Source organism: Vibrio ouci, from assembly GCF_004551525.1.
In the GTDB taxonomy this organism is placed as follows: domain Bacteria; phylum Pseudomonadota; class Gammaproteobacteria; order Enterobacterales; family Vibrionaceae; genus Vibrio; species Vibrio ouci.
Genome location: NZ_SATR01000018.1, coordinates 35,493 through 52,831, shown reverse-complemented (window position 1 = coordinate 52,831; position 17,339 = coordinate 35,493). Strand labels below are relative to the sequence as shown.

Annotated in this window: 17 protein-coding genes; 11 read left to right on the top strand and 6 right to left on the bottom strand. The window is 45.1% G+C overall.

All coding sequences use genetic code 11. The features are described 5' to 3' along the window. Window positions 1-59: 59 nt before the first annotated feature. Window positions 60-818, top strand: coding sequence for an MlaA family lipoprotein (locus ELS82_RS12990; RefSeq protein ID WP_134835849.1), 759 nt, complete (start codon window positions 60-62; stop codon window positions 816-818). Between the two features lie 76 nt (window positions 819-894). On the opposite strand, the gene ELS82_RS12985 is transcribed toward ELS82_RS12990, so the two are convergent. The 4 genes from ELS82_RS12985 to ELS82_RS12970 form a co-directional block, all read right to left on the bottom strand. Then, window positions 895-2,199, bottom strand: coding sequence for an outer membrane protein transport protein (locus ELS82_RS12985; RefSeq protein WP_134835848.1), 1,305 nt, complete (start codon window positions 2,197-2,199; stop codon window positions 895-897). Window positions 2,200-2,520: 321 nt separating this feature from the next. Continuing rightward, the gene (locus ELS82_RS12980) at window positions 2,521-3,786 is read right to left on the bottom strand and encodes an outer membrane protein transport protein (protein WP_134835847.1); all 1,266 of its coding nucleotides are present in this window, start codon (window positions 3,784-3,786) and stop codon (window positions 2,521-2,523) included. A gap of 266 nt (window positions 3,787-4,052) precedes the next feature. Continuing rightward, window positions 4,053-4,781: a DUF3379 domain-containing protein gene (locus ELS82_RS12975; RefSeq protein WP_134835846.1), complete on the bottom strand. Its 729-nt coding sequence runs from the start codon at window positions 4,779-4,781 to the stop codon at window positions 4,053-4,055. Then, the gene (locus ELS82_RS12970; protein WP_370447464.1) at window positions 4,774-5,280 is read right to left on the bottom strand and encodes a sigma-70 family RNA polymerase sigma factor; all 507 of its coding nucleotides are present in this window, start codon (window positions 5,278-5,280) and stop codon (window positions 4,774-4,776) included. The genes ELS82_RS12975 and ELS82_RS12970 overlap by 8 nt, the downstream gene beginning before the upstream one ends. 667 nt (window positions 5,281-5,947) lie before the next feature. On the opposite strand from ELS82_RS12970, the gene fadI reads away from it, so the two are divergent. The 3 genes from fadI (at window position 5,948) to ELS82_RS12955 (ending at window position 10,023) form a co-directional block, all read left to right on the top strand. Next, on the top strand, window positions 5,948-7,255 hold the full coding sequence (gene fadI / locus ELS82_RS12965) for an acetyl-CoA C-acyltransferase FadI (protein ID WP_134835845.1): 1,308 nt from the start codon (window positions 5,948-5,950) through the stop codon (window positions 7,253-7,255). Beyond that, a complete protein-coding gene (gene fadJ / locus ELS82_RS12960) occupies window positions 7,255-9,378 on the top strand; it encodes a fatty acid oxidation complex subunit alpha FadJ (protein WP_134835844.1) in 2,124 nt (707 codons plus the stop codon). Before fadI ends, fadJ begins: the two co-directional genes overlap by 1 nt. Window positions 9,379-9,474: 96 nt before the next feature. After that, entirely contained in the window at window positions 9,475-10,023 is a 549-nt protein-coding gene (locus tag ELS82_RS12955; protein ID WP_134835843.1) for an NAD(P)H nitroreductase, read from the top strand. A gap of 40 nt (window positions 10,024-10,063) precedes the next feature. Here the strand turns inward: ELS82_RS12955 and ELS82_RS12950 are convergent, their stop codons facing one another. Continuing rightward, a complete protein-coding gene (locus tag ELS82_RS12950; protein WP_134835842.1) occupies window positions 10,064-10,939 on the bottom strand; it encodes a LysR family transcriptional regulator in 876 nt (291 codons plus the stop codon). Window positions 10,940-11,184: 245 nt separating this feature from the next. Here ELS82_RS12950 and ELS82_RS12945 point away from each other — a divergent pair, with 245 nt between their 5' ends. The 7 genes from ELS82_RS12945 (at window position 11,185) to recR (ending at window position 16,902) form a co-directional block, all read left to right on the top strand. Further along, window positions 11,185-12,285 carry a response regulator gene (locus ELS82_RS12945; RefSeq protein WP_134835841.1) on the top strand — a complete coding sequence of 367 codons (1,101 nt, stop codon included), beginning with the start codon at window positions 11,185-11,187 and terminating at the stop codon, window positions 12,283-12,285. A 160-nt stretch (window positions 12,286-12,445) separates the two neighbouring features. After that, window positions 12,446-12,577 (top strand): hypothetical protein, encoded by a 132-nt coding sequence (locus tag ELS82_RS27350; RefSeq protein WP_134835840.1) that lies wholly within the window; start codon window positions 12,446-12,448, stop codon window positions 12,575-12,577. A 21-nt stretch (window positions 12,578-12,598) separates the two neighbouring features. Then, window positions 12,599-12,991, top strand: a complete 393-nt coding sequence (locus ELS82_RS12935) for a YbaN family protein (protein ID WP_134835839.1) — start codon at window positions 12,599-12,601, stop codon at window positions 12,989-12,991. 183 nt (window positions 12,992-13,174) lie between these two features. Further along, window positions 13,175-13,720, top strand: a complete 546-nt coding sequence (gene apt / locus ELS82_RS12930; protein ID WP_134835838.1) for an adenine phosphoribosyltransferase — start codon at window positions 13,175-13,177, stop codon at window positions 13,718-13,720. 29 nt (window positions 13,721-13,749) lie between these two features. Then, window positions 13,750-15,882 (top strand): DNA polymerase III subunit gamma/tau, encoded by a 2,133-nt coding sequence (gene dnaX, locus ELS82_RS12925; RefSeq protein WP_134835837.1) that lies wholly within the window; start codon window positions 13,750-13,752, stop codon window positions 15,880-15,882. A gap of 73 nt (window positions 15,883-15,955) precedes the next feature. Next, window positions 15,956-16,285, top strand: a complete 330-nt coding sequence (locus ELS82_RS12920) for a YbaB/EbfC family nucleoid-associated protein (RefSeq protein WP_134835836.1) — start codon at window positions 15,956-15,958, stop codon at window positions 16,283-16,285. A 14-nt stretch (window positions 16,286-16,299) separates the two neighbouring features. Continuing rightward, window positions 16,300-16,902 (top strand): recombination mediator RecR, encoded by a 603-nt coding sequence (recR, locus tag ELS82_RS12915; RefSeq protein ID WP_134835835.1) that lies wholly within the window; start codon window positions 16,300-16,302, stop codon window positions 16,900-16,902. A 69-nt stretch (window positions 16,903-16,971) separates the two neighbouring features. Here recR and ELS82_RS12910 read toward each other — a convergent pair whose 3' ends face one another. Then, window positions 16,972-17,217: a CxxCxxCC domain-containing protein gene (locus ELS82_RS12910; protein WP_134835834.1), complete on the bottom strand. Its 246-nt coding sequence runs from the start codon at window positions 17,215-17,217 to the stop codon at window positions 16,972-16,974. Window positions 17,218-17,339 lie beyond the last annotated feature (122 nt).

The window sequence follows — 17,339 nt, the reverse complement described above, 5'->3', positions numbered from 1 at the left end:
TGTTTATATATCGACGAAGGCCGGTGGAAGCACCGGCTTTTTTTATGGAAATTATAATAATGACAAAGATAAAGCCGCAGTTAGGGATATTGCTGTGCTCTGCTCTTTTAATGACTGGGTGTGCGTCAGCGCCTAGTGAAGAGCCATTGGCAGGGGAGCCGCAAGTCTATGACCCTTTTGAGAGCTTTAACCGCTCGATGTGGACAATCAACTACGATTATTTAGACCCATATTTAGTTAAACCCGTTTCTTTGGCGTATGTGGACTATGTCCCTGTGCCGATTCGTAGTGGTATTGCCAACTTTCTCGGTAACCTCGATGAACCATCGAGCATGATAAACAACTTAGTGATGGGCAACGGCGGTAAAGCGCTTGACCACTTTAATCGTTTTTGGATTAACACCACTCTCGGCTTAGGTGGTTTAATCGACGTGGCTTCTGAAGCAGGTATCACTGACCATAATGAAAAAGCGTTTAGCGACGCGATAGGTCATTATGGAGTAGGGAATGGCCCATATGTTATGGTTCCTGCCTATGGCCCATGGACGGTGAGAGAAACAGCCGATGTGGTTGATGGCATGTATGTGCCACTGTCATTTCTGAACTTCTGGGCAGGTCTTGGCAAGTGGGCGCTTGAAGGCTTAGAGAGCCGTGCTGTATTAGCTCAGCAAGAATCGCTACTTGAAGGGTCACCAGATCCATATGCGTTAGTGCGTGATGTGTATATTCAGCGACAAGACTTTAAAGCTGAGATAGAAACAGATGACTACGATGAAGAGCAAGAAGCGTATTTGGATGAGTATCTAGAAGACTTCTAAGCGCTTATTGCGACAGATAGAAAAAAGGCTTGGTTATGAACCAAGCCTTTTGTATTTATAGCGTGCTTAATAGGTCTTAGAACGTGTAGTTCGCTTGAAGACCGATTAGCCAAACGTTGCCCGTTGTTTCACCAACAAACTGGCCGCCGATTGCTTGTGCTTTATCGTCAGACTCGTAGCCACGAGACTCTGTGATTGGCGCATCTTTAGCAATAATGTAAGTAAAGCCACCATCTAGAGAAAACTGTTTCGTAAACTCATAGCTTGCACCTAAGCTTAACCAAGTACGATCTGTTTCTGGAATTGTGATAGTACGGTTCTTGTCGCTTACTGCTGAAGTGTCGTATGCGATACCTGTACGAACAGCTAACTTTGGATCAACTTGATAAGTCGCACCCAACGCAAAACGGTAGTTATCTTCCCAGTTTTCATCTTTAACAGTTTGAGACTCTAAAGTGTCTAGGTCAGCGTAGAGTTCTTTAAAGCTACTCCAATCCGTCCAGTTGATGCTTGCGTGCATCGCTAGCTTATCTGTTAATTGGTGGAAACTCGCTAATTCAGCTGTTTGCGGTAGAGTTAGATCCATTGAGCCAGTACTGTTTTCTACCTTGGAAGTAGTAGCGCTAAAGATTTTTGCATCACCTGCTAGTTTTAGGTCAACAGCCGATTTGTAGGTAAATCCGATTCGGTGCTGCTCGTTAATCTGCCAAGCTGTACCAACTTGCCAACCCCACGCTTCATCATCGCCTTCCATATGTTTTAAAGGTGTGCCTTGAGGCAGGCCGAATACGTTGGTTTCAGGAGCTGTAGCACCAAAGCTACCTTCGCCCATTACATAGCGAACACCACCACCGATGCTTACAGCTTCGTTAATTTGGTACGCAAGGTTTAGGTTTGCTTCTTTAGTGATGATGCTCGCTTCATTGCCAAAGTGAGAGCCAGCAAAGTCAGTACCTAGGTCTGTTTCCATACCGTAGTTTGTACCCAAAGCGAAGCCTACAGCGAGTTCATCTGAGTAACGATGAGAAATGTATAGGTTCGGGATAATTGCGTCATTAGCAAAATCAGAAGACGATGCGCTAGTTTTTGGAAGTGCAGGGTTCAGCGATTTGCCGCCGTCCACTTCACCGTTAACATCAATATTAGGGTTTACGTAAATAGCACCAACAGAAATTTGAGTACCTTCTAAGTGTGTCAGCATCGCAGGGTTACGCCACTGAACGCCTGCGTTGTCTGCCATTGCCGCTTCACCAGCGTATGCACGGCCTAGGCCTGTCGCAGAGTATTCTGCTAATTGGAAGCCAGCTCCGTTTACTGTTGCTGACGTTGTCACTAGTCCACATGCCACTGCTAGTGAAAGGAGAGTCTTATTTGTTTTCATTGTAATGTTCGCTGAGATTAAGAGTTATCAGTCGGGGGATAATAAGTTTAGAGCCATTACTTTAAAAATAAAAAACAGTGTATTCGGTGTCTTTAGAGCTAAATTTCTGAAATGCCCTACATTTCAGTGATTAATGTGGCTTGTTAACGGTTTGTTTCTTAGTTTGAGCGAACACTTGTAGTGCATTGAAACGTTTTACGTATACAGTTGTACGCTTAAATGGGAAGTAATGCGTCGTGGAAGTGGAGTGGAATGAGTGACTTAGGGGCAATAAAAAGGGCCAGTAAAAACTGGCCCTTGGAATCAAAATGTAAGCTTAGCTTAGAAGCTGCGGCTGTACTGAAGACCCATTAGGATAGCGTCTGCGTGTGTAGTTGCAGAGATTGCAGTAGCAGTCGTTTGTTCAGTTACTTTAACGTCATCACCCATTAGGTAAGTAAAGCCGAAGTCTACGTTAGACGCAGCGTCGATGTGGTAAGTGAAACCAGCAGATAGCCATTGACGGTCTGAGTCAGGCACCGAGATTGAAGTAACTTTGTCTTGTGCACTTGTGTCGTACATGTAACCAGTACGTAGTGTCCAGTCACTGTTTAGATAGTAAGTACCACCAATTGCGTAGTGCCAACCGTCTTGCCACATGTAGTCACTAGAGTACACACCACTTGAACCCGCAAGAACAGTACCTAGTGGAGATTGAGTAGCACTTAGGCTAGAGAAATCGATCTGCTCGAAATCACCCCAACCAATGTACTGAATGCTGTAGTGTACAGCGAATTTAGTGTCTTCGATTTTGTGATAACCAGAGAACTCACCGATATCAGGCAACTGAAGTGTTACTTTTTGACCGTGATCGTCTTTTGCTTCAAATTCAGGGCTGTAACGGTATGAAAGACCAAAGCGGTTATTCTCATCTAGCTCGTAAACAGTACCAACGTTGAAGCCTACGGCCCAGCCGTCAGCCTTGTCGATATCGATTACTGCAGTGCCTTGAGCTGCACCAAAACCAGCGCCAGCTACGCGCTTGAACGTACCTTGGCCATAGATTAGGTCAAGACCAGCACCAAAGCTCCATTGTTCGTTTACGCGGTATGAACCAGCAACGCCAAGGTTAAAGCTCTTAACGTCAGTTAGGCCACCAAACTCTGATGCAACGTAATCGTCAGAAAATTCAGTTTTAGTACCAAAGTTTGAGTATGCGTTAACACCCCAAGCAAATTTATCGTTTACAGGTACGATTAGGTGAATATTTGGTGCGATAGAAGTATCACCAACATCGTCCACGTCAGCTAAAGGCACTGTACCCGCTTGAGTTGTGTACTGAGCATCTTTAACGTCGATCATTGAAGTAATGCTTTCGAAACCTAGAGAAAGCTCCATCTTGTCGAAAAGAGCCATAGCTGCTGGGTTACGAGCCATTACAGATGCGTTATCAGCGATAACTGCATCACCGGCGAAAGCGCGGCCGATACCAGTTGCTGATTGTGCGTTAAGCTGGAAGCCGGCAGAGAGAGCTGGCTGCGAAGCGATAGTTGCGGTTGCGATAGTCACTGCTAATAGTGATTTTTTAAACAGACGCGTGTTGTTCATTTTTGCTTTTTCCTTTTCTCTTCGCCTCTTCTGGGCGATATTATTTGAGCAAAAGCTCAGTGGTGGCTGATACTAGACCCAAGTATAAGATATAGAAATCCGACCATTGCCAATTTGGGTGATAAAATTAAGGAAATAACGTGTATCTGGCAGGATTGTGCTGGAAAAAGCATCTTTTTAGAGTTAACACTCTAGTTTTTAGCTAAAAAAATGGCTTAGACGAGATATCTAAGCCATGAGCTGTGTCACAAAATGTTGCGACTTTGTTAATTTAAGGGTTTGATGATATTTGCCAGATTTTTCGCGATTTTCGCTACATCTTCGCCTTCTTCACCCACAAGGATTAGGCTAGTACCATCCATTGGTTTAACAATACCCGCCATACCGTCTTCGTTAAAATCGATAGCTTTCTCACTTGGAATGCCAGTAAAGAACAAGGTGACTTTGCCTTTTTCACCTTGGAAAACCATGTGCATGGCGTTTGATTTACCAAAACCACAATGATTTAAGTAGTAGACATGGTAAGGAAACCCTTGAGAAAATTCATGTTCAAACGGCACCATCTTAGCGTTGATTTGCGAAGACTTAACTTGCTCGTCGATATTCTCAACAAACGGCTTCTCTTCTACCACATGCTTCATGGCGGTGCTCGCTAGGCTAGCTTGGGCTGGCGAAACAACAAGGTTACCCCAATTAAGCTGTCCGATAAGTAAACCTGCGACAAATGCCACTGATGCCGCCATTGCCATGGCTCGGCGAGCGAAGGTTGGCTTGACGATGTTGTTTTCAACAGAGGAGCTTTGGTTAAACAAAATGCGGTCCGCGAGGTCATCAGGGACATCGACAGCCATCGCTTGGGCGATTTGCTTATCGAGATCTAAAATCTCTTCGGCAAACTGACTGTTCTTGTCACTGCTTTTAATGGCTGCAGTAATCTCGCTGTCGCGCTGTTTAGGGTCGGACATTATGCGTCGACGGAACTCTAATTCATCCATTTTGCTGCCCTCTCTGTGAACTATCTGAATCTAACATCTCTTTGAGCTGGTTCCTTGCTCTAAATAGCCGTGTCATCACGGTGTTCTTATTTAAATCAAGGATCTCTCCGATCTCTTCACCACTGAAGCCACCCACGACTTGCAAAAACAACGGCTCGCGATACTCTTCTTCGAGTTTCATTATTTGCGCTTGAACCCACTCGGTTTGATGGTGAGGATCGTCCGATACTTTAGCATCATTGCCATGATCGTCTATATCCACCAGATCAAACTGTTTGCGTTCAAAGCGGCGTGCATTCTCACGTCTTAATATGGTGATAAGCCATGACTTCGCTGCTTTCTCGTCTTGGAGGCTATCAAGCGACTTCCATGCTCGTAGGCATGTCTCCTGAACTAAATCCTCAGAAATAGTTGGATCCTTACACAACCAATAGGCGTAACGGTACAAGTCTCGATGATAGGCCCTTACAAGCGCTTCATATTTTCTTTGTCTGTCCATATCCGAGTTGACCGGATCCTTGGACTTTTTCTTTCCGAAAAATTGAATAATTGACACATGAGCCTCCCTCGTTGCTCTGTGATTTCTTATTGTTCTGGCGTTATCCGATAGCTAAGTTATTGAGTAACGGTCATTCTGATTGTTGTTATTGATGTGCGTATAGACTCATTTTTTATTGGGAAAAAGTATGAGTCGGTCGCGAATTTATATAGCTGGTGTGATTATAAGCCGCTAAGCAAGCAACAAATCCACCTAAAATTGATCTATTTCAAAATTTGTCTCACTCTAGCGGTTATAGTAGCACCTGTCATCTAGTCGGTGTTTACACTGACAAGTTGAGCAAGATGACACTTCCTTTTGAAGGCTGACTTTACTTTCTCCTAATCAGGAAACTGATTATTTCAATTGGCGTTACGTTAATTGCTTTATACATTCCAACCACACAGTTATGTGTGGTTTTTTTTTGCCTGTCATTCCATAAAATACTGCTAATAGTAAAAGTTACACCAAGTTGACGTGATATGAACTCTCAGCAGTATCATAGGGTTACTGATCCTTTCGTCGAAGGAATCTGGTGTAAGTCACGTTTATTCAAACGACCGTTTGATTGAGTTAACATTCTCGTTACAATGACTCTGGTCAGACCTCTATTAATTAAGGAGCAACAATGGGCAAGCAGGAAGTGAAAACTCGCTCAGGAGAACGTGTGGCAATAGTCGCAGGTTTGCGCACGCCTTTTGCACGTCAAAGTACCGAATTTAGCCAAGTACCAGCCGTGGATTTAGGCAAAATGGTAGTGAGCGATATGCTTGCTCGTACCGAAATCGATCCCAAGTTGATTGAACAAGTGGTATTTGGTCAGGTAGTACAAATGCCAGAAGCGCCAAATATCGCACGTGAGATTGTGTTAGGTACCGGTATGAACATCCATACGGATGCCTACAGTGTGACACGTGCTTGTGCGACCAGCTTTCAGTCAGCGGTGAATGTCGCTGAAAGTATTATGTCGGGAACCATTGATGTCGGTATTGCCGGTGGTGCGGACTCTTCTTCTGTATTGCCAATTGGTGTTTCAAAAAAACTCGCCGCAAATCTACTTGCGCTCAGTAAAACCAAAACACTGAGCCAAAAACTAAAAATTCTTAAGACTCTGTCATTTAAAGATTTGATGCCAGTGCCGCCTGCCGTAGCAGAGTATTCAACGGGCCTATCAATGGGCCAAACTGCAGAGCAGATGGCAAAATCACACGGAATTACTCGCCAAGCTCAGGATGAACTGGCTCACCGTTCACATACGTTAGCTGCGCAAGCTTGGAACGACGGAAAAATTGAAGGGGAGGTGATGACCGCTTTCCCTGAACCGTATAAGAAGTGGATTTCAAAAGATAACAATATCCGCGAAGATTCGACGATGGAAGGTTATGCGAAACTACGCCCAGCATTCGACCGACAATACGGCAGTGTGACTGCGGCAAACAGTACCCCGTTAACCGACGGTGCGGCTGCAATCATGTTGATGCGTGAAGGCAAAGCGAAAGAGCTTGGACTTGATATCATGGGTTACATCCGCTCATACGCGTTCTCTGCTATTGGTGTCGAAAGCGATATGTTGATGGGTCCATCTTATGCTACTCCTATGGCGCTAGATCGCGCAGGTATCACGCTTGCAGACCTAACTTTGATTGACATGCACGAAGCGTTTGCTGCTCAAGCTCTCTCTAACGTGAAGGCGTTCGGTAGCGATAAGTTTGCCCAAGAAAAACTAGGCCGAGCAAAAGCTATCGGCGAGATCGATATGGATAAGTTTAATGTTCTCGGTGGTTCTATTGCTTATGGTCACCCATTCGCTGCTACTGGCGCGCGTATGATTACGCAAACATTAAGAGAGCTACAACGCCGAGGTGGCGGTCTTGCACTCAATACGGCGTGTGCAGCAGGTGGCTTAGGCGCGGCAATGGTACTGGAGGTAGAGTAATGAGCGAGCAAACGGCATTTAACTTATCTATTGATGAACAAGATATCGCTTGGTTATCTATCGATGTACCTGGCGAGAAGATGAACACGCTACAGGCAGCGTTTGCTGCAGAAATGGAAGCGATCTTCACTCAACTGGCAGATAAACAGTCAACGATTAAAGGTTTGATTGTTCACTCTCTTAAGCCTGACAACTTTATCGCAGGTGCTGATGTTCGCATGCTTGATGCATGTACTAGCGCTAAAGAAGCACAAGCATTGGCTGAAAAAGGTCAGCAGATGTTTCAGCAATTGTCTGATCTGCCTTACCCAGTGGTTGCGGCTATCCATGGTCCGTGTCTTGGTGGTGGATTAGAGCTGGCGCTTGCGTGTGATTACCGCGTATGTACAGATTCAGATAAGACGCGCTTGGGTCTTCCTGAAGTGCAGCTTGGTTTACTACCGGGCTCAGGCGGTACGCAGCGTCTACCACGTTTGATTGGTCTGCTGCCATCGCTTGACCTTATCCTTACTGGTAAGCAGCTTCGCGCTAAGAAAGCGAAAAAATTGGGTGTTGCTGATGCAGTCGTTCCTGAGACTATTTTGCTCGAGGTTGCAAAGAGCTTTGTTGAGAAGAATGCGGGTAAGAAAAAGAGTAAACGTAAAGCGTCAACCAAAGAGAAGCTTATCTCCAACACTGGTTTAGGTCGTAAAGTCATTTTCGAACAAGCAGCGAAAAAGACCAATGAAAAGACACGTGGTAATTACCCAGCCGCAGATGCAATTCTTGAAGTGATTCGATTTGGTCTAGAAAAAGGTTTCGAGCAAGGCCAACAGAAAGAAGCTGAGCGATTTGGCGAACTGGTGATGACATCAGAATCGAAAGCGCTTCGTTCAATCTTCTTCGCCACAACAGAGATGAAGAAAGAGCACGGCAGTGATGCAGAGCCAAAAGCGATTGCCAATGCCGCGGTGTTAGGTGGTGGTTTGATGGGCGCAGGCATTAGTCACGTAAGCGTGGCCAAAGCTAAAGTCCCTACACGCATTAAAGATGTCTCGAATGATGGTGTATTGAACGCGCTGAAATATAATTATAAGTTGTTCGAAAAGCAGCGAAAACGCCGCATTATCTCAAAAGCTCAACTGCAAAGTAAGATGCTGCAGCTATCGGGTGGGGTAGACTTCACACGCTTTAACCATACTGACATTGTGATTGAAGCGGTATTTGAAGATTTAGACCTTAAACAGAAGATGGTTGCTGATATCGAAGAGAACGCGAAAGATAGCACCATTTTCGCAACTAATACTTCATCACTGCCAATTCATCAGATCGCAGAGAAAGCGCAGCGCCCTGAAAATGTTGTCGGTCTACACTACTTTAGCCCAGTAGAGAAAATGCCACTGGTTGAGGTTATTCCTCATGAAACGACATCAGACGAGACAATCTCGACTGTGGTTGAGTTTGTTCGTAAGCAAGGCAAAACGCCGATTGTCGTTAAAGATTGCGCTGGCTTTTATGTTAACCGCATTCTTGCACCGTACATGAACGAAGCCGCGCAAGTATTGTTGGCGGGTGAGCCGATTGAGCAGTTAGACAAAGCTCTGCTTAATTTTGGTTTCCCTGTTGGGCCAATCACTCTACTCGATGAAGTGGGCGTTGATATTGGCGCGAAGATCATGCCGATTTTGGTTGCAGAGTTAGGTGGTCGCTTCCAAGGGCCGGATGTGTTCGACAAGCTGCTTAACGACGGCCGTAAAGGGCGTAAGAGTGGTAAAGGTTTCTACACTTACAAAGGTAAGAAGAAAGAAGTCGATAAATCGGTTTATAAACTTCTTAGCCTTAACCCTGAGTCAAAACTGGCAGAGAAAGATATCGCGATGCGCTGTGTGCTGCCAATGCTTAATGAAGCAGTGCGCTGTCTAGATGAAGGTATCATCCGCAGTCCTAGAGACGGTGATATCGGCGCGATCTTCGGTATTGGGTTCCCGCCATTCCTTGGTGGTCCTTTCCGCTATATGGATCAAATTGGTATCAAGCAGCTTGTAGAGATTATGAACGAGCATGCGAAAAAGTACGGTGATCGATTTGCCCCATGCGACGGTCTACTGACTAGAGCCGGTATTGACGAGAAATTCTATCCATAGAGATAGTGAAACCAAAAGGCGAGCCAAGAGGTTCGCCTTTTTAGTTTGTGAGAGTTATTATCAAGAAGAAAAATAGAAAATTAAAAAGGAAGTCAAATGGATGCTCTAGATTTGTTGCTCAATCGTCGCTCAATTGCAAAGTTGTCAGAGCCAGCTCCAGAAGGTAATGCCCTAGAAAATATTATTCGCGCTGGCCTACGTGCTCCGGATCATGCGGGTCTTACTCCATGGCGTTTTGTCATCGCTCAAGGTGAAGGGTTAAGTAAACTATCAGATATCTTAGTGAAAGCGGCTGAAGCGGAACAAAGTGAGCAATCGGTCGTGGACAAGGTTAAGAACGCACCTTTTAGAGCACCTATGGTGATCACGGTTATCGCAAAAGTGACCGAGCACGAAAAAGTGCCAGCAATCGAGCAGCACCTTTCTGCTGGATGTGCCGTACAGGCGATGCAGATGGCAGCGGTTGCCCAAGGCTTTCAAGGCTTTTGGCGCTCAGGAAAGTGGATGTTCCATCCAGAAGTACACCAAGCCTTTGGCTTAGAGGGAGAAGATGAAATCGTCGGCTTCTTGTACCTTGGCACGCCAAACTGTACGCCAATGAAAGTTCCAGAGCGTGACTTAACCAAATTTGTTGAGTATTTATAGCCAAATAAAAAAGAGCTCGGTCACTGACCGAGCTCTTTTTTTAGTGAATGTTGTAGGCGATGACAAAGTCGATAAACAATCGCACCTTCTCAGGTAAATGATCTTTGTGGTTATACAGCATGTAAATGTCGCGTGGGTTGGCGCTCCAATTCTCAAGTACTCGAACCAAGCTGCCGTCGTCAATGTACTCTTTGATCATTACGTCTGGCATCAAGGTAATACCAAGACCATCAGAACAGGCACTTCTCACCACATTTAATGTGTCAGCTTGGAAGCGGCCTTTATCATTATTTACCACAATTTCGCCACTGTGATTAGACAGTTGCCATTTCAGTAATGGTGCACCTTTTAGCAGCGAATGCTGATGTAATTCTTCAGCGTGCTGAGGCGCAGGGTATTTCTTTAGGTACTCTGGGCTAGCGACAAGAATGTCTGCTACTGCACTGATCTTACGTGCAATAAGACTAGAGTCGCGCTGAGGACCGACGCGGAAGATCACGTCCCACTCGGTCGGATCCAACTGATCTGCTTGGTTGCTTGTAGTGAGCTCAATATTGATATCTGGGTATTGGATCATGAAGCCATTGAACATTGGCATCATCATACGCTTGGTTAGATTCGATGGGGCAATGATGCGGATTTTTCCCGCGGCTCCACGGCACTCATCGGTGATCTCTTCGGCCGCAGACGTCAGGCGATTTAATAACGGAGAACATTCGTTAAAAAAGCGCTCACCTGCCTCTGTAAGAGAAAGTTTACGGGCATGGCGATTTAGAAGACGGAGGTTTAATGACTCCTCTAATGCCTGAATGCGTCGCGTAATTGTCGCAACAGGGATCATCGTTTTACGGGAAGTTGCTGTATAGCTCCCATTTTCAACGACAAGCCTAAATAGGTTTAGATCATCTAGTTTCATTATGTCGGACACACTTTTTTACGAATTTGGTTAATTTATATGTATATCAAATGTCAAAGCTTGAGTCACATCAACAAGTTTATAGAAAGTTGATATTCCATACATATAGTATGCAACAAGGCCTCAAAGTGGAAGATTTGTATAAATCACCGTTCAAGGCTACTTTTTAAAGAGTGTGTGAAACAATCGACAAGAATAACAATAATAATACAGTTGTACTCTTAGTTGTGTGAGGCGTAGGTATTATGCATAAGACAATAGAAGTTGGAACCAACGCGGCTATGCCTGTCGCTGCGGCTCAAAAACTGATTATGCTGGTGGACGACGATCCTATATTTCGTCGTATTACTTCAGGTTTTTTAGAATCTCAAGGTTACAAAGTTGTTGAAGCGGAAGATGGTCTTGATGGCTTACAGAAACTTCGTAATCATGAGCCGGATCTTATTCTCTGTGATCTCTCAATGCCGATATTAGACGGAATCGAGTTCGTTGAAGAAGTCAGCTTAGAATACCCATCCATGCCCCTTATCGTCGTTTCTGCTACCGATGATATCGCCGACGTGGCCAAAGCGCTGCGTTTTGGTATTAAAGATTTTCTGCCTAAGCCGATTGGCAATCATGAACATCTTGCTTGTGCGATAGAAAATACCCTTGATGACTCGGATAACCATCTAAGCGATCAACGTGACTTCTCAAGTCAATGGTTTCGAATCGATAGTGGTGATGTTCCAGAAGAGCAAGAACTGCACTGGCACCTTGAATACCTAGATGACAACCCAAGTGCGGCGAAAGATCTGTTGCATGCCTTACTTCCAGATAAAGACACCTCTCAAGGAGACTGGAAATGCGGCTATCGCCTATTACAGTCAACTGATGTCATGCCACTTGTCGTGGACTATGCATGGCTAATGAATGGTCAATTTGCGTTCTACATTGTGGACTCGAATAGTGAAGGGCAGCATGGCGCAGCGACAACTTTACTCGTACGAGCACTTTTCCATGATTACTTACGTAACCTTAAGTGCTTCAATGCTGATTTAAAAGATCTCGCCACTTTGCTAGAGAAAGGGATCAAGTGTTCCGACTGCAGTACGCCAGTGAAAGCTCTATTTGGTATTGCAGATTTATCTGAGGGGACGCTGTCGATACTTCCGGCAGGTCTAGACGCACAGTGGGCCAACGGTTATTTGTCGCAGCATATTAACGCCGGTGAAATGCTTGGCGATAATTGCCTTAAAAACTTTATCACTACAGATTTAAATATTCAGTCTGCGTGTCAACTAACCTTGAGCTGTCTCGGCTCAAGTAGCTTTAGTTTGGATATCTATCGCGGGGCCAACGCCTAACTCTAAATGATAACTTTTTAATAACCCTTTTTTTGGTCGGTGTTTGTGATTGGCCGAATAGGGTATAGTCCGCCATAAACAAAAATAGCCCAACTTATTAACATCTGATTAATGATTGATTGGGCATATCGTCACCTTCAATATTTAGAGAAGCAAGCTCATGGCAGACAACGATTTTAAAGAACCTTATAATATCTTCTACTTTCTAGGATTTATTGCTGTACTACTGATCCCAACTCTTCCAGCAACACTGACTTGGATTCGAGTGTTGAATGGGTACGTAGGGTTCTAATAGCGGCTTACGGAGCATGCCATCATTATTCGCAGAGTTTTTCTATACGTTGTTGGCGTGCTCAGCCTGATTCTGGGCATTATCGGTATTTTCCTCCCTCTTCTTCCTACTACGCCTTTCATTCTGTTATCAAGCGCGTGTTTTATGCGCAGCAGCCCTCGTTTTCATCGTTGGTTACACAATCATAAAACGTTCGGGCCAATCTTAGATAACTGGCATCAAAATCGCGCTGTCACAGCCAAAGTGAAGAAGCGTGGCGCTATCTGGATTGTATTCAGTTTTACGCTGTCAATTTGGGTCGTGCCACATTTCTGGTTAAAGATCATGCTAGTGGTAATGCTGGTGGTATTGCTGAGCTGGTTTATTCGTTTACCTGTGACTGAGTACCTTGCCGATAGCAAAGAAAATCACTAAGATTGCTGGGAAGTGTGCCCACTTTTTTAAGTGGGCGTTTGTTTTTTAGGCACTGTTTTAAGCACAACGATCCGTGATGACTGTTTCGGGCATATCTATAGGGTAGATTGTGCGAAAAACTATGCTGAATCTAGACCCAGTGATGGTGTCTAGCAATGATATAGCCAATCTAAGTATAGAATTATGACAACTGAAACAATCGCGCAGATCAAATCAAGCATCAAAAGCATTCCTGACTACCCAAAACCAGGCATTCTATTCCGTGATGTGACGAGCCTAATGGAAGACGCAAAGGCGTACCAAGCTACTATTCAGCTACTGGTTGATAAGTACAAAGATATGGGCTTTACCAAAGTTGTAGGTACTGAAGCTCGTGGTTTCCTATTTGGTGCTCCGCTGGCTCTTGAGCTAGGTTTGGGTTTTGTGCCAGTTCGTAAACCAGGCAAGCTACCTCGCGCAACGGTTGCTCAGTCATACGAGCTTGAATATGGTATGGATACACTTGAAATTCATACTGATGCCATCACTGAAGGTGACAAAGTGCTAATGGTTGATGATCTATTAGCAACAGGCGGCACAATCGAAGCGACGACTAAGCTAATTCGTCAGCTTGGTGGTGTTGTAGAACATGCTGCGTTTGTGATTAACCTTCCTGAAATCGGTGGTGATAAGCGTCTTGAAGGTTTAGGCCTAGACGTATACAGCATCTGTGAGTTTGAAGGTCACTAATCGGGTAGGTTATTAATGGGTATAGTTTCATGAGTTATCTTGCCTTAGCGCGAAAGTGGCGACCGACTAAGTTTAATGAAGTCGTTGGTCAAGCCCACGTTTTAACAGCACTTGAAAATGCTTTAGCCCAAAACCGTCTACACCACGCGTACCTGTTTAGTGGGACGCGAGGGGTCGGTAAAACGTCGATCGGGCGTTTGTTTGCTAAAGGATTGAATTGTGAAACAGGAATCACCGCTAATCCATGTGGTACGTGTGATACTTGTAAAGAGATAGACGAAGGTCGTTTTGTCGATTTATTAGAAATCGATGCGGCTTCTCGCACTAAGGTTGAAGATACTCGTGAACTGTTGGATAACGTTCAGTACAAGCCTGCACGTGGTCGCTTTAAGGTTTACCTTATCGATGAAGTCCACATGCTTTCGCGTCATAGTTTCAATGCGCTGCTTAAGACGCTTGAAGAGCCGCCTGAGTATGTGAAGTTCCTGCTCGCGACAACCGATCCGCAAAAACTGCCGGTGACGATTTTATCACGCTGTCTTCAGTTCCATTTGAAGCCAATCAGTGTTGATACTATTCATGAGCAGCTTGATCATATTTTAAAACAAGAGCAAGTCAGTGCAGAAGCGCGCGCCTTGGGTATGATTTCTCATGCGGCTGATGGCAGTATGCGTGATGCATTGAGTCTAACGGACCAAGCTATTGCACTTGGCAATGGTCAAGTTCTGACGGATAGCGTAGCGCACATGCTCGGTACGCTAGATACTGATCAAGCATTGCATCTACTAGAGGCTATTAGCTCCAAGCAAGCTCAGACCGCTATGGAGTGTATCTCTGCATTGGCTCAAAATGGCGTTGAGTGGGACGGGTTACTTCAACAGTTATCGACTCAATTGCATCGCCTAGCGATGTACCAAGCTCTACCTGCAACATTAGACCAAGCGCAACCTGACGCTGAAAAAATTGAATTATTAAGTCGTGCTTTAAGCCCGCAAGATGTTCAGTTGTACTACCAGATTGCATTGAAAGGCCGAGAAGACCTGCCTCTGGCACCGTCTGAACGTATTGGTCTAGAGATGGTTATTCTGCGAATGATGGCATTTAGACCTGCGTCTAAACCGCAGGCGAACGTGATTTCAACGGATGCAGAGCCACAGGTTGCGAGTGCGCCAGTAGCTGCGCCCGTAACTTCACAGCCTGCACCGAAGCCGTCTCAGGTTGCCCCAGTGCGTCAAGCGCCGCAGCCGCCAGCATCTCAGAATATGACATCTGCGAATCCTGTGCCGCCAACGCAAGGTTATGATGCGCCTCCAATGGATTACATGCCTGAGCCTCCGCCTCATTACGATGAACCTCAATATATGCCACCACCAGAGCAATATGGTTCAGTGCAGGAAGCGCCACAGTCTCAACCGATGAATCGTCCGCAATCTGATGCGCGTTCGTCGTCACCAGTGAGTGGCTTGAGACATCAATTGCGCTCACAGCGTAAAGGTATTAATCCAACTCAGGGTAATTCGCCAAAAAAGGCTAATGCGACATCTGCAAAATCAGAGTCTGTTCTTGACCGTGTAGCTAAGAAACACGCTGAAGCAGGGCAGGTGTCGCCATTATCAAGCCATAACCCAAATATGGCACCTGAACCCGCTAAGAATGAACATTATCAGTGGAAGCCAATTCTTCCACAGGCAAAAAAAGAGACATTAGAACTAACGCCAACGCTACTCAAAAAGGCGTTAGAACATGAGAAAACACCGGAAATGGTGCAAAAGCTAGTCGATGAGAGTTTGAACCAAAGTGAATGGGCCAAACTTATCAGTCAGCTCAACACGGCGAAGCTAACCGAGCAATTAGCACTGAATTCTTGGTATGAGAAAAGTGGCTCAACCATCGCTTTAACACTACGATCAACACAGGCGCACTTAAATACCGATAAGGCTCAAAGTGAACTGCTTGGTGAACTAAATCGAGTATTAGGCGAAGAATGCCAATTAAGTGTTGAAGTTGGTGACAGCGGAGAAACCCCGCTTGAGCTGAGAGACAAACTCTACCAAGGCCGACTGCAACAGGCATTTACCAGCTTAGAAAATGATCCGCATGTGCAATTTATCGAGAAGCGATTTGCGGCAGAGCTAGACTCCGAGAGTGTAAGGCCAATTTAATTTGAGGGGTTGAAACTATTTGGCTTCAACCCAATCTAATAACGAAACAAGCTAAATAACCAGAGAGATAAACATGTTTGGTAAAGGCGGTATGGGCAATCTAATGAAGCAAGCCCAGCAAATGCAAGATCGCATGCAAAAGCTTCAAGAAGAAATCGCTAATATGGAAGTAACAGGTGAGTCTGGTGCCGGCCTAGTGAAAATAACGATTACTGGTAGCCACAGCGTACGCCGTGTTGAAATTGACGAGAGTCTAATGGAAGACGATAAAGAAATGCTAGAAGATTTGATCGCAGCTGCTTTCAACGATGCGGCGCGTCGAGTTGAGGAAACTCAAAAAGAAAAAATGGCAGGTGTAACTGGCGGTATGCAACTACCACCAGGCATGAAGATGCCATTCTAATCGAGTAAAGATTAATGCGCACCAGTCATATGCTGGAGCAATTGATGGAGGCCTTACGTTGTCTACCTGGGGTTGGCCCCAAGTCGGCGCAGCGTATGGCCTTTCATTTGTTACAGCGAGATAGAAAAGGTGGATTGCAGTTAGCGGATGCGCTCAGTCAGTCAATGACCGAAATTGGTCACTGCAGTGAATGCCGAACTTTTACTGAAGAAGAAGTTTGTCATATTTGTACCAATCCAAAACGACAAGAAAATGGCCAAATATGTGTTGTAGAGAGCCCAGCAGATATTGCTGCGGTAGAAGCAACCGGTCAGTTTTCTGGGCGTTACTTTGTGTTGATGGGGCACCTATCACCATTAGATGGAATTGGTCCTAGTGATATTGGCCTCGACGTGCTCGATTACCGTCTTCGCCGTGGAGATGTCACTGAAGTGATTTTGGCGACCAACCCGACAGTAGAAGGTGAAGCGACTGCTCATTACATAGCAGAGCTTTGTCGTGAACATCAGGTCTCTGCAAGTCGAATTGCTCACGGAGTGCCTGTGGGCGGTGAACTAGAGTTAGTTGACGGTACAACATTGTCGCACTCATTGCTCGGCAGGCAAAAACTGTCCTAGTAAAAACCGCAGTAACTGCGGTTTTTTTGTACCCGAAAAATACGACTGGCAAATAGTTGCCCGATCAACTTAGGTGATGTTTTCGAGCTCAGTAATGTTGTCCAACGCTTGTTGCGTCGTTGTTCCACATATGACTGGGCATGCTTTGAATTGGTGGCATACCTTGGGTCTTTCTGCTTTTCCAAACAGACTACACAGATTCTCGTCATTGAGCTGAATGCAGCGCACACCTGCAGGTTTGCGCTGCATTCCTGGAATAGGAGATGAAATACTCGGAGCAACACAACAAGCCCCGCACCCTAATCGACAATCCATTCCACTGACCTCATGAAAATTTAGCGAGCGATACTAACACAGACTGCTACGCTGTTCACGCTATTACATATATTAGTAATATACATTTTAATGGGAATATTCCCAAAATATTAGTTAAAAGC